Genomic DNA, 12,528 nt, shown 5'->3' with positions numbered 1-12,528 from the left:
CTTGCGTATACTCGTCCACGAATATTCGTCTACGAGGAGTGCGGGATGAAGCGGCGGAAGGTCGGCAACCTGCTCGGGCTGGCCGTGCTGTCCGTCGTGCTGGAACGCCCGATGCACCCCTACGAGATGGCGGCCGTGCTCAAGTACCGCGGCAAGGAAGCCGACCTGCCGATCAAGTGGGGCTCGCTCTACACGGTCGTCGCGAATCTCGAGAAACACGGCTTCCTCGAGGCCGTCGGCAGCGTCAAGGACGGCGGCCGGCCCGAGCGGACCGTCTACCGGATCACGAAGGCCGGGCACGAGGAGTTCGAGGACTGGGTCCGCGAGCTCGTCGGCACGGTCGAACGGGAGCCGCCGCGGTTCCAGTCCGGGCTGTCGATGATGGGCGTCCTCGGCCCGGACCAGACGATCAGCCTGCTGCGGCAGCGCATCGAGCAGCTCGAAGACCACGTCGAGGCGCAGCGGGCGTCACTCGAGCAGCTGCGTCCGATGATGCCGCGGCTGTTCCTGGTGGAGGTCGAGTACGACCTGGCGATGACGCTCGCCGAAGTCGAGTGGACCCGGGCCTTCCTGGGCGAGCTGACCAGCGGCGCCGTGCCCGGCATCGAGGCCTGGCGGCGCTATTACGAGACCGGCGAACTTCCCGCTGATTTGGGGGAGCTCGTGGAAAAAGAGAAGTAGCACGGACCCCGGGCAGTGCTGGCACACCGCCCGGGGTCCTCGACCCCGAACCGAGCACGCCCGGTCACGAGGTGGCACCGGTAAGGATAACCGGGCGGCTCTTCGGTTCGGCTCACCCGAAGAGGAGAGATCCATGGAAACGACCCGCAAGCACAAAGTGCCCGAGATGGAGGGCCGCCAGGCTCGCTGGTACGCCAAGAACCGGGGGACCGAGGCGCAGCTGAAGCAGTACCGGCGTCAGGCGGCCGAAGTCGCGGCCGGGCTGGCGGCCGGCGCCGAGATCCTGGAGGTGGCACCCGGCCCCGGGTTCTTCGCCATCGAGCTGGCGAAGCTCGGCTTCCGCGTCACCGGGCTCGACATCAGCCACACGATGGTCGAGATCGCCCTCGAGGAGGCCGCGCGTGCCGGGATGGCCGTCGACTTCCGGCAGGGCGACGTCACGACGGCGCCGTTCGCCGACGAGTCGTTCGACCTGCTGGTCTGTCAGGCCGCGTTCAAGAACTTCCGGCAGCCGGTGACGGCGTTGAACGAGATGCACCGGGTGCTGCGGCCGGGTGGGTTCGCGGTGATCCACGACCTGAACCACCAGGCCACCGGCGCGGACATCCAGCGTGAGGTCGATTCGATGGACGTGGGCGTGCTCAGCGGCTTCACCGTGCGGCAGACGCTCGGCTGGCTGCGGCGCCGCGCGTTCACCCCGGCGCAGTTCGAGGAGCTGGCCACCGAAAGCAAGTTCGGCGGCTGCTCAGTCACCCAGGCCGGCATCGGCCTGGAGGTCCGTCTCACCCGCTGAGACGAGCTTTCCCTAGGAAAGATGCGTCCGAGGGCCCCTCGGACGCATCTTTCCTAGGGAAAGTGCCGCCCTTGGGGTCAGCGCGGGGCCATGCGCAGTGAGCCGTCCATGCGGACGACTTCGCCGTTGAGGTAGTCGTGGTCGATCAGGGACAGCGCGAGCTGCGCGTACTCGTCCGGGCGCGCGAGGCGCTTCGGGAACGGGACACCGGCGGCGAGCGACGCGCGGAAGTCGTCGCTGACGGTGGCGAGCATCGGGGTGTCGACGATGCCGGGCGCGATGGTCAGCACGCGGATGCCCTGCGAGGCCAGGTCGCGGGCCGCGGGCAGGGTCATGCCGACGATGCCGCCCTTGGACGACGCGTAGGCGACCTGCCCGATCTGGCCGTCGAAGGCGGCGATGGACGCGGTGTTGATGATGACGCCGCGGGCGTCGTCTTCGAGCGGCTCGGTCTTCGCGATCGCCTCGGCCGCGATGGTCAGCACGTTGAAGCTGCCGATCAGGTTGATCTGGACGACCTTCGCGTACAGCGCGAGGTCGTGGCGGCCCTTCTTCGACAGGATCCGCGCGGACGGCCCGATGCCGGCGCAGTTCACGACGGTCCGCAGCGGCACCCCCGAGCCGGACGCGGTCGCGACGGCGGCCTCGACCTGGTCGACGTCGGTGACGTCGGCCTCGACGTAGGTGATGCCGTCGACCTGCTCGGCCTTCTCGATCGAGGAGGCGAGGTCGAGCGCGAACACCCGCGCGCCCCTGGCCGCGAGGGCCTTCGCCGTCGCCCCGCCGAGGCCGGACGCACCCCCGGTGACGAGCGCCGCGGTGTCGGTGATCTGCATCTGTGCCGTTCCCTTCGGACTGCTGCGTTGGATCCGGCCCCAGGTTAACGCTCGTTCGCCGTGACAGCCGGGGCCCCGGCCCCGGGCCGGGGGCTTCGCCACCCGGAACCCCCGAAAAGCGGCGTGGCCGCGATTCGTGTCTTCGCTCACCGCTCCCGAGGGCGACTGTTCCCGTTAGCGCGGTGGTCACGTCCGGCTGTCACCTTCAGCACCATGACGCCTGCTCGGATCGTGGTGGTGGGAACGGGTTACGTCGGACTGACCACGGGCGCTTGCCTGGCCAGTCTCGGGCATTACGTCACGTGCGTGGACGTCGACCGCGCCAAGGTGTCGAGACTGCGCGCCGGGCGCGTGGACATCCTCGAACCGGGGCTGGCCGAGCTGGTCGGCCGCGGTGTCGCCGCCGGGCGCCTGCAGTTCGTCGTCGGCGCGCGGGACGCGGTCCGCGACGCCGAAGCCGTGTTCCTCTGCGTCCCGACGCCGATGGGCGCCGGCGGTTCCGCAGACCTGCGCGCGGTGGAAGCGGTGGTCGCCGAGATCGGCGACGTCCTGCCCGGCGGGTGCGCGCTGGTCACCAAGTCGACCGTGCCGGTCGGCACGGCGAAGCGGATCGAGGCGATGCTGGGCCGCACCGACGTCCCGGTGGTGTCGAACCCCGAGTTCCTGCGCGAGGGCACCGCCGTCGCGGACTTCCTGGGCCCGGACCGGATCGTCGTCGGCTCGGACGATCTCGCCGCCGCGCGCTGGGTCGGCGAGCTGTACGCCGACCTCGCGGCGCCGGTCGTCGTCTCCGACGCGGCGAGCGCGGAGCTCGTGAAGTACGCCGCGAACTGCTACCTCGCGCTCAAGCTGTCCTACGTGAACTCGATCGCCGAGCTGTGCGAGCGCCTCGGCGCGGACATCGACCTCGTCACCGAGGGCATGGGCCACGACCGGCGGATCGGGCGGACGTTCCTCAAGCCCGGCCCGGGCTGGGGTGGCTCGTGCCTGCCGAAGGACACCAGCGCGCTGGTCAAGGTGGCCGAGTCGGTGAACTACGACTTCAAGATGCTGACCTCGGCCATCGACGAGAACATCGCCCAGCGCGACCGGATCGTCGCGAAGATCGCCGGCGCGGTCGGCGGCACGCTCGCCGGGGCCCGGATCGGCGTGCTGGGCCTGGCCTTCAAAGCGGGCACGAACGATCTGCGCGACTCGCCCGCGCTCGCCGTGTGCTCGGTGCTGGGCGCGCTCGGCGCCGAGCTGATCGCCTACGACCCGGCGGTCGGCTGCGAGCTGCCCGGGATGACCGTGGTCGACGACGCCTACCAGGTCGCGAAGGACGCGGACGCCGTCGTCGTGCTGACCGAGTGGGCCGAGTTCAAGCGCCTCGACTGGGCCGCGATGGCCGAGCTGATGGACGGCGTCGACATCGTCGACACGCGCAACCTGCTGGACCCGCGGGTGATCGTCGACGCGGGGCTGTCCTGGCAGGGCGTCGGCCGGCCGCGGGCGGCGGCGCGGATTAAGGTTTCCTGAGGGCGCCCGGCTGGCTAAGATCGTCGGCACGGCATCGCGTGTCGGTCACCGGCTGGGTGAGGCATGGAGGTGGCGGGAGTGCCCCGGAGGCATTTCACCCGTGTCAGTATCAGTTTCCGTTGAATTGAACCACTTGATCGTCCCGTCCCGGAACAACCGGGAATCCGCCGAATTCCTGGCGCACCTGCTCGGCCTCGAAGTCGGGGAGGAATGGGGCCCGTTCATCCCGGTCGAGGTCCGCAACGGCGTCCGCCTGGACTTCGCGACCGTCCCCGAGCAGGACCTCCGCCTGCAGCACTACTGTTTCCTGATCCCGGAGGACGACTTCGACGCCGTCTTCGCGCGGCTCGTCGAAACCGGCGTGACCTACCACGCCGATCCGATGGGCCAGCAGGTCGGCGAAATCAACCACAACCACGGCGGCCGTGGTGTCTATTTCCTCGATCCCGGCGGGAACGGGATGGAAATCATCACGCAGCCGTACGAGCCGGAGCGGCAACGCCCGGCCTCCTGGTAGCTGATCGGACCCCGTGCGTCCCAAGGGGCGCGCGGGGTCCTTAGCAATGCGTACTATCGGGGCATGTTCACGACGAGGCCCGAGCTGGCCGGCACCTTCGGGATGGTCGCGTCGACGCACTGGCTGGCTTCGGCCACCGGGATGGCGGTGCTGGAGGACGGCGGCAACGCGTTCGACGCGGCGGTCGCCGCCGGGTTCGTCCTGCAGGTCGCCGAGCCGCACCTGTGCGGGCCGGCGGGCCAGGTGCCCGGCATCTTCGTGACGGCGGACGACCCGACACCCCGGGCGCTCGCGAGCCAGGGCCCGTCGCCCGCGGCCGCGACGCCCGGGCACTTCGCCGACCTGGGCCTCGACCTGATCCCGGGCAGCGGCCTGCTCCCGGCGACCGTCCCGGGCGCCTGGGACGGCTGGCTCCTCCTGCTTCGCGACTACGGCACGAAGTCCCTTCGCGAGGTGCTGCGCTACGCGATCGGCTACGCGCGCAACGGCACGCCGCTGGTCTCGCGGGTCGGCGACACGATCCGCGCCGTCGAAGGGCTGTTCGTCGAGCACTGGCCGACGTCGGCGGCGCTCTGGCTGCCGGACGGCAAGCCCGCGGCGGGCCTGCACAAGAACCCCGCACTGGCGGACACGTGGGAGCGTCTCCTGCGCGAGGCCGAAGCCGTCTCCGGCCGCGAAGCGCAGCTTGACGCCGGTCGTCGTGCCTGGTCACAGGGTTTTGTCGCCGAAGCGATCGACGCGTTCAGCCGCACGGCGTTCCGCGACGACTCGGGCCGCGATCACGCGGGCCTGCTCACCGGCGAAGACCTCGCGTCGTGGTCGGCGGGCTACGAAGACCCGGTCTCGGTGGACGTCGACGACTGGCGCCTGGTCAAGCTGGGCGGCTGGACGCAGGGCCCGGCGCTGCTGCAGCAGGCGTTGCTGATGCACGGCTTCCGCGACGAACTGTCCTTTGTGGACGGCGTGGCGTCGGAGCGCACAGTGCACCTGTCGGTCGAGGCGGCGAAGCTCGCCTTCGCGGACCGTGAGGCCTGGTACGGCGACACCGACGTCCCGCTGGACGTGCTGCTCTCGGCGTCGTACACCGATGCCCGGCGCGCGTTGATCACCGACACGGCGTCCGCGGACCTGCGGCCCGGCGACGCCCGCGGGCCCGCCCGGCTCCCGGCGATCCTGAACTCGCTGCAGGGCTTGCGCGCGGAAGGCGGCGCGACGGGCGAGCCGACGGTCGGTCCCCAGGGCCAGACCCGCGGCGACACGGTCCACCTCGACGTCGTCGACGCGGCGGGCAACCTGGTCTCGCTGACGCCGTCCGGTGGCTGGCTGCAGTCCAGCCCGACGATCCCCGAGCTGGGCTTCTGCCTCGACTCGCGCGGCCAGATGTTCTGGCTGGAGCAGGGCCTGCCGAACTCGCTGGCCCCGGGCAAGCGCCCGCGCATCACGTTGTCGCCGTCGCTGGCGCTGCGCGACGGCGTCCCGACGCTGGCGTTCGGCACGCCGGGTGGTGACCAGCAGGACCAGTGGCAGCTGTGCTTCTGGCTCGCCCACGTCTACGGCGGCCTGAACCTCCAGGAGGCGATCGACGCGCCGGCCTGGCACACGACGGCGTTCCCCAGCTCGTTCTACCCGCGTTCGTGGAACCCGCGCGAGCTGGTGGTGGAGTCCCGCCTGGGCGCGGCCACCCTGGCCGGCCTGCGAAACCGCGGCCACGAGCTGATCGACGCCGGCGACTGGGCGCTGGGCCGCCTCTCGGCGGTCTCCCGCTCCGAAGGCGTGCTTCGAGCGGCGGCCAACGCCCGCGGCATGCAGGGGTACGCGGCGGGCCGGTAGCGCCGATCGAAGAAATCCGGGATTCACCCGTCGGAAAACCTCGCCCCCGAGCGACGATGAGGGTGTGACGGAACCTCGGGTGCAACCGGACCCGGCCTTCGCGCTGCTCGGGCTCTACGAGACCGCGCTGCCGGAGGTCTACGGGTACCTGCTGTCCCGGTGCGGTGACCGGACGCTCGCCGAGGAGCTCACTTCCGAGACCTTCCTCGGGGCGGTCGCCGCCTGTCGCAAGGAATACGCACCTCCAGTGAGCACCGGGTGGCTGATCGGCGTCGCCCGGCACAAGCTCGCCGACCACTGGCGGCGCAAAGAACGTGAGGAACGCGGTCTACGGCTGGTCCACGACAGTGAGCCGGACGTCGAGGATCCCTGGGACGAGCAGCTCGACGCCCTGCGCGCGCGTCAAGTGCTCGGATCCCTCGGGCCGCACCACCAAGCGGCGCTGACCTTGCGCTACGTCGACGGCCTCGGGGTGCCCGAGGTCGCCGGCCACCTGGGCCGCAGCGTGCACGCCACCGAGGCGTTGCTCGTGCGGGCCCGCGCCGCGTTCCGGCGTTCCTACGAGAAGGGGGGTCGCGATGCCTGAGCCGTTCGACGCGCTCCGCCGGCCCTCCGACCGGGTCGACCCCGACCCGGACTTCGCCGCCGAACTGCGCGACAACCTGCGTCGCGTGATCTTGAACGGAGCCGACATGACCACCACGGAAGCCCCTGCGACCACCGCCGAACTGCGGTCGCTGACGCCGTACCTCGCTGTGTCCGACGCCCGCGCGGCGCTCGACTTCTACGTCGACGTCTTCGGCGCGACCCGGCGCGGCGAGCCGATCCTGATGGACGACGGCCGGATCGGGCACGCCGAGCTGGCCATCGGCGACGCCGTGCTGATGCTCGCCGAGGAGTACCCGGAGATCGGGCACGTCGCCGCCGAGGGTGGCGCGTCGGTGCGGGTCGAGGTGCCGGACCCGGACGTCAGCGTCACCCGCGCCCTCGAACTCGGCGCGACGCTGATCCGCGCGGTGAGCGACTCGCCGTACGGCCGCGGCGGCTCGTTCCGCGACCCGTTCGGCCAGCGCTGGCTGGTCTCCCAGGCCGCGCCGAAACCGGAGCCGCAGCCCAAGCCGGGCGAGTCGATGTACTTCACGTTCCAGGTCCCGGACGCCGAACCCGCGAAGACGTTCTACGGCGCGGTGCTCGGCTGGCAGTTCGCGCCCGGCTCGGTCGAAGGCGCCTGGAACATCGAGGGCCACGGCCGCCCGGGCGGCCTGTGGGGTGGGCCCGGCCGCCAGGTCGGCTGGAAGCTGATGTTCGCGGTGGAAAACCTGGAAGCCGCGCTCGCCCGGGTGCGTGACCAGGGCGGCCAGGCGGGCGAAGTCGAGAACCACCCGTACGGCTTCACCGCGGACTGCACCGACAACCAGGGCATCGAGTTCTGGCTCTGGGAGCAGCCGGGCAGCTGACTTCACGCTCGCGGGTCCGGCAGCCGCCTGGCGGTGATCGCGACGACCACCGCCAGCACCGCGATCAGGCCGATGACCAGTGCGAACGCGTCCCGGACGCCCAGCACGCCCGGCGCCGACAAGGCCGCGTACAGGCTTCCGAGCGTGGCGATGCCGAGCGCCAGCGACGTCTGCTGGGTCGTCGTCATGACGCCCGAGCCGACGCCGGCCAGGTCCGTCGGGACGTGGGACAGCACGATCCGGAACAACGTCGTCATCGCGAGCGCGTTGCCCACGCCGATCGCCACCATCGACGGCGCCAGGTCGAGGATCGTCAGGTTCGGCCACTGCGCCAGCGACGTGCACAGCAGCGCCACCATGCCCACCGCGTTGATCGCGCCGCCGACCGCGACGACCTTCTGGCCGTACCGCGTCACCAGGCGGCTGCTCAGCATCGACACCGTGAAGTACGCGACGGCCATCGGTGTCAGCGCCGCGCCCGCGCCGAGCGGCCCGAAGTGCAGGCCCTCCTGCAGTGTCATCGCGTAGACGAACATGAACGAGCCGAACGCGCAGAAGAACGGGACCCCCACCAGCAGCCCGCGGCGCACGCTCGGCAGCCGCATCACCGACGGCGGCAGCAACGGCGTCCCGCCGAGCCGCTCGAGACGTCGCTCGACGTGCACGAACGCCGCCGCGGCGAACGGGGACAGGGCCAGCAGCACGATCGTCCACACCGGCCAGCCCAGCGCGCGGCCTTCCATCAGCGGGACCAGGAACGACAAGAGCGTCACGGCCAGCAACGTCGTCCCGAGCCGGTCGACGCCCAGCGGGTTGTGCGCGCGGCTTTCCGGCAGGCGGCGGGCGAGCAGCAGCACGACCAGCCCGATCGGGACGTTCACCAGGAAGATCGGGCGCCAGCCGGTGCCGAACAGGTTCGCCGCCACCAGGGCGCCGCCGGCGAGCTGGCCGACGACCGTCGAGAGGCCGCCCGTCGCCCCGAACAAGCCCAGGGCACGGGACCGCTCTTCGCCGGACGTCGTCGCCTGGATGATCGAGAGCACCTGCGGCAGCAGCAACGCCGACGCCGCCCCCTGCGCGGCGCGGGCGATCACCAGCGTGGTCGCCGTCGGGGCGATTCCGCAGGCCAGGGACGTCAGCGTGAACAGCCAGAGGCCCGCGAAGAACAGCCGGCGGCGGCCGAACGAGTCGCCGAGGCGGCCGCCGACCACCAGCAGCACCGCGTACGCGATGCCGTAGGCGGCGACCACCAGCTCCAGCGTGGCCGTGGACGCGTGGAGGTCGGCGTCGATCGTGGGCAGGGCGACGTTGACGATGAAGAAGTCGATGATCGGGAGTGCCGCCCCCAGCAGCACGGTGACCAGGCCGGCGGGGGTCAGTCCCGGCCGGGCGGGGGCGCCGGCCGCAGTCGGCGCGAGTGAGGTCGTGGTCATGGGTACTACGATCGACCTCGAGCTAAACTGGTACCAGTTGTTGTTTATCCGGGTACCGCCACTACCTGGTACCAGTTTCGGTGGCGTGCGATCCTGGCACCATGACCACCGCCGTCGAATCCGAACTCCGCCGCCAGGAGCTGGCGCGGTTCCTGCGCAGCCGGCGTGAGCGGATCACGCCCGAGCAGGTCGGCCTGCCGCTGATGGGCCGCCGCCGGACACCGGGGCTGCGCCGCGAAGAGGTCGCGCAGCTCGCCGGCGTCGGGGTCACCTGGTACACGTGGCTCGAGCAGGGTCGCGACATCAACGCGTCCGAGCAGGTCCTGCTGGCGATCGCGCGCACCCTGCGCCTCGACCCGCACGAGCACACGCACCTGTTCCGGCTGGCCGGCGCGCCCGAGCCGGAGAGCGGGAAGGACTGCCAGGTCCTCTCGCCGCAGCTGGAAATGATGCTGAAGAAGCTCGAGCCGTACCCGGTCGCGGTGCGCAACGCCCGCTGCGACCTGCTGGGCTACAACCGCGGTTACAGCTGGCTGATGGGCGACGTCGACGCCATCCCGTTCGAGGACCGCAACACCCTCGTCCAGTGCCTGCTCAACCCGCAGTGGCGCGAGCGGATGCTGGACTGGGACACGAACATCCCGCGCGTCATCGCGTCGTTCCGCGCGGCGATGGCCGAGCACGTCGCCGAGCCGGCGTGGAAGCAGCTGGTCAAGCGGCTGAAGGCGGAGTCGCCGCTGTTCGCCGAGCTCTGGCCGCACCACGACGTCAACTCCGAGCCGATCCGCACCAAGCGCTACCTGCACCCGGACGTCGGCCTGCTGTGCTTCAACTTCACCTACCTCTACTTCGGCCGCCGCTCGGAGATCACCGTGTCGACCTACACCCCGGCCGACGCGGAGACGGCGGCGAAGCTGCCGCTCATGTCCGGCTGACTACGGCACCCGACGTACGCGGAGAGTCGCTTCAGGACGGACGCGCGGTGCTCGTCCGCCCGGTAGCTTTCGCGGTATGAGACGGCCGCCGCAGTCAAGCCTGTCCCCGTGGGTGGGGCGGGTGGTGCGCACGGTCGTCGTCACGGTCTTCGTGCTCGGCGCGACCAGCGGCGCGTCACGCTGGCAGCCCGGTTCGCCGCAGCTGACGCCGGTCGCCGGCGCCTGGCTCGTCGCCACCACGCTGACGCTGCTGCTCGTCCACCGCTTCCCGCTGACGCTCTTCCTGGTCACGACGGCGTCCGCGTTCGGCTACTACGCCTCGGGCTTTCCCGGCGGGCCGGTCATCGTCGTGCCGACCATCGCGTTGTTCGTGCTCACCCGGCAGCGCGGCCCGCTCGTCGCCGGGATCACCGGCGCCGGCGCGCTGGCCGTGCTCTACCTGGGCCACATCGTCACGTCGGGGTCGTTCGTGCTGGCCGTCGGCGCCGGGTTCCTCGTCGTCTGGCTGGTCGCCGTGATCGGGATCGGCACCGCCGTCCGGTACCAGTTCGCCGCCGTCGCGGCCCGGCGCGAGCAGGCCGACGAGCACCGGCACCGGCTCGCCGAGCAGGAACGGCTGCGGATCGCGCGCGAGGTGCACGACGTCGTCGCGCACAGCCTGGCCATGATCAACGTCCAGGCCGGCGTCGCCGCGCACGTCGCCGACCGGCGGCCCGAGCAGGCGAAGGAGGCGCTGCTCAACATCAAGGAGGCCAGCGCCTCCGCGCTCAAGGACCTGCGCGCCACCCTCGCCGTCCTGCGGTCGGGGGAGGACAAGGCGCCCGCGCCGAGCCTCGCCCAGGCCGCCGAGCTGCTGGCCCACGCGCGTGACGCCGGGCTCACGGTCGACGTCCACGGCGAGGCAGGCGAGCTCCCGGCGCCGGTCGACGCCGCCGGGTACCGGATCCTGCAGGAGTCGCTGACCAACGTCGTCCGGCACGCCGACCAGGCGCGCCACGTCGACGTCCGGTTCGGGCGGCCGGCGGGCGCCTTCACACTCCGGGTGCGCGACGACGGTCGCGGCACCACCCAGCCGGTCCTGGGCCACGGCCTGCGGGGCATGGCCGAACGCGCCGCGGCGCTCGGTGGGCGCTTCACGGCCCAGCCGCTCGGCGACGGTTTCGAAGTGTTCGTCGAGCTACCGATCGAGGGAGACGCATGATCCGCGTCCTGCTGGCCGACGACCAGGTGCTGGTCCGCGCCGGGTTCCGGGTGCTGCTGGAGACCGAGGACGGCTTCGACGTCTGCGGCGAGGCGGGTGACGGCGAACAGGCCGTCGCGCTCGCCATCGAACACAAGCCGGACATCGTCGTGATGGACATCCGGATGCCGGGCGTCGACGGCCTCGAAGCCACCCGCCGGATCTCCGCGAACCCCGAGCTCGACGGGACGAAGGTGCTGGTCCTGACCACCTTCGACATCGACGAGTACGTCTACGAGGCTCTTCGCGCCGGGGCCAGCGGGTTCCTGCTCAAGGACACCGAGCCGGTCGAGCTGCTGCGCGCGCTGCGTGTCGTGGCGGCGGGGGAGGCGCTGCTGGCGCCGACTGTCACGCGCCGGCTGATCCAGGAGTTCGTCGGCCGCCCGGAGAACCGGCGGATCGACACCAGCGCCGTCCGGGAGGTCACCGACCGCGAGCGCGAGGTCCTCGGCCTGGTCGCGGGCGGGATGTCGAACGACGAGATCGCCGCCCACCTGGTGATCTCGACGGCCACCGCGCGCACCCACGTCAGCCGCATCATGACGAAGATCGGCGCCCGCGACCGCGCCCAGCTCGTGGTGCTCGCCTACGAGTCCGGCCTGGTCACTCCACGTCGGCCGTGACGCCGGACCGGCGCAGCGCGACGAAGACGTTCAGCACGAAGACGACGAGCACCAGGCCGACCGCCAGCCAGAACCCGAGCCGCAGGTCGACGGCGGCGGTGGCCTCGTCGTCGAGGTTGGCCTGGCTCGTCGACAGCGTCGAGACGGTGGCCGCGATCGTCCGGGTGTAGTCGGTGAGGTTCCGCAGCGCGAACACCTCGGTCACCACGAGCAGCGCGGCGGCCGCGCCGGCGACGACGACCGCCGTCAGCGCGCGGACTTTCGGCGTCCGCGGCAACGCCGCCCCGAGGCCGAGGACCAGCAGTACCGCGGCGACGATCGCCAGGACCTGGACCAGGCCCGGCATGTCGAACTTGTCCGCCACGGCCGTCTGCTCCGCCGGGGTCAGGCCGAGGCCGTCTATCCCGGTGAACTTCTGCTGGCCGGAGGCCAGATCGGCGCCGGAGTAGGTCACCGCGGCCCGGGTGCCGTCCGGTGCGTCGCAGGACGCGGCCAGGCACGGCAGGAACAGGAAGAGCAGCAAAGCGAGCAGGAAGCCGGCGGGGGTGATCCGGCGCGTCACGAGCTTGGGCACGCCGACGACCCAACCACAGCTCAGCCGCGCTTGACCCGCCGGACCAGGCGAACCGCCCGCACCAGGAACACGACGGCGAGGACGGCGACCA

13 protein-coding genes are annotated in these 12,528 nt (G+C 71.4%); 10 read left to right on the top strand and 3 right to left on the bottom strand.

All coding sequences use genetic code 11. The annotated features are described in order from the left end of the window. Positions 1–45: 45 nt before the first annotated feature. Positions 46–681: a PadR family transcriptional regulator gene (locus tag ACLJQZ_RS07415; RefSeq protein ID WP_410619317.1), complete on the top strand. Its 636-nt coding sequence runs from the start codon at positions 46–48 to the stop codon at positions 679–681. Positions 682–814: 133 nt separating this feature from the next. After that, positions 815–1,474 (top strand): class I SAM-dependent methyltransferase, encoded by a 660-nt coding sequence (locus ACLJQZ_RS07410; RefSeq protein WP_410619316.1) that lies wholly within the window; start codon positions 815–817, stop codon positions 1,472–1,474. A 77-nt stretch (positions 1,475–1,551) separates the two neighbouring features. Here the strand turns inward: ACLJQZ_RS07410 and ACLJQZ_RS07405 are convergent, their stop codons facing one another. Next, positions 1,552–2,310 carry an SDR family NAD(P)-dependent oxidoreductase gene (locus ACLJQZ_RS07405; protein WP_410619315.1) on the bottom strand — a complete coding sequence of 253 codons (759 nt, stop codon included), beginning with the start codon at positions 2,308–2,310 and terminating at the stop codon, positions 1,552–1,554. Between the two features lie 213 nt (positions 2,311–2,523). Here ACLJQZ_RS07405 and ACLJQZ_RS07400 point away from each other — a divergent pair, with 213 nt between their 5' ends. The 5 genes from ACLJQZ_RS07400 (at position 2,524) to ACLJQZ_RS07380 (ending at position 7,632) form a co-directional block, all read left to right on the top strand. Continuing rightward, positions 2,524–3,828 (top strand): UDP-glucose dehydrogenase family protein, encoded by a 1,305-nt coding sequence (locus ACLJQZ_RS07400; RefSeq protein WP_410619314.1) that lies wholly within the window; start codon positions 2,524–2,526, stop codon positions 3,826–3,828. 133 nt (positions 3,829–3,961) lie between these two features. Then, the gene (locus tag ACLJQZ_RS07395) at positions 3,962–4,345 is read left to right on the top strand and encodes a VOC family protein (protein ID WP_410619313.1); all 384 of its coding nucleotides are present in this window, start codon (positions 3,962–3,964) and stop codon (positions 4,343–4,345) included. 63 nt (positions 4,346–4,408) lie between these two features. After that, the gene (locus ACLJQZ_RS07390; RefSeq protein ID WP_410619312.1) at positions 4,409–6,175 is read left to right on the top strand and encodes a gamma-glutamyltransferase family protein; all 1,767 of its coding nucleotides are present in this window, start codon (positions 4,409–4,411) and stop codon (positions 6,173–6,175) included. Between the two features lie 64 nt (positions 6,176–6,239). Continuing rightward, the gene (locus tag ACLJQZ_RS07385; protein WP_247059772.1) at positions 6,240–6,761 is read left to right on the top strand and encodes an RNA polymerase sigma factor; all 522 of its coding nucleotides are present in this window, start codon (positions 6,240–6,242) and stop codon (positions 6,759–6,761) included. Next, complete coding sequence (locus tag ACLJQZ_RS07380) at positions 6,754–7,632, top strand: VOC family protein (RefSeq protein WP_410619311.1); 879 nt, start codon at positions 6,754–6,756, stop codon at positions 7,630–7,632. The genes ACLJQZ_RS07385 and ACLJQZ_RS07380 overlap by 8 nt, the downstream gene beginning before the upstream one ends. A gap of 2 nt (positions 7,633–7,634) precedes the next feature. Here ACLJQZ_RS07380 and ACLJQZ_RS07375 read toward each other — a convergent pair whose 3' ends face one another. Continuing rightward, entirely contained in the window at positions 7,635–9,065 is a 1,431-nt protein-coding gene (locus ACLJQZ_RS07375) for an MFS transporter (RefSeq protein ID WP_410619310.1), read from the bottom strand. Positions 9,066–9,166: 101 nt separating this feature from the next. Here ACLJQZ_RS07375 and ACLJQZ_RS07370 point away from each other — a divergent pair, with 101 nt between their 5' ends. The 3 genes from ACLJQZ_RS07370 to ACLJQZ_RS07360 all read left to right on the top strand — a co-directional run bounded on the left by ACLJQZ_RS07370 (position 9,167) and on the right by ACLJQZ_RS07360 (position 11,863). Beyond that, entirely contained in the window at positions 9,167–10,000 is an 834-nt protein-coding gene (locus ACLJQZ_RS07370; RefSeq protein ID WP_410619309.1) for a helix-turn-helix transcriptional regulator, read from the top strand. A 76-nt stretch (positions 10,001–10,076) separates the two neighbouring features. Further along, complete coding sequence (locus ACLJQZ_RS07365) at positions 10,077–11,201, top strand: sensor histidine kinase (RefSeq protein WP_410619308.1); 1,125 nt, start codon at positions 10,077–10,079, stop codon at positions 11,199–11,201. Further along, positions 11,198–11,863 (top strand): response regulator, encoded by a 666-nt coding sequence (locus ACLJQZ_RS07360; protein ID WP_410619307.1) that lies wholly within the window; start codon positions 11,198–11,200, stop codon positions 11,861–11,863. Before ACLJQZ_RS07365 ends, ACLJQZ_RS07360 begins: the two co-directional genes overlap by 4 nt. Here the strand turns inward: ACLJQZ_RS07360 and ACLJQZ_RS07355 are convergent. Further along, complete coding sequence (locus ACLJQZ_RS07355) at positions 11,844–12,437, bottom strand: hypothetical protein (protein ID WP_410619306.1); 594 nt, start codon at positions 12,435–12,437, stop codon at positions 11,844–11,846. The genes ACLJQZ_RS07360 and ACLJQZ_RS07355 overlap by 20 nt on opposite strands. Positions 12,438–12,528 lie beyond the last annotated feature (91 nt).

The organism is Amycolatopsis sp. cmx-8-4 (genome assembly GCF_046548675.1).
GTDB lineage: Bacteria > Actinomycetota > Actinomycetes > Mycobacteriales > Pseudonocardiaceae > Amycolatopsis.
This window is presented reverse-complemented; position numbering and strand designations above follow the sequence as displayed.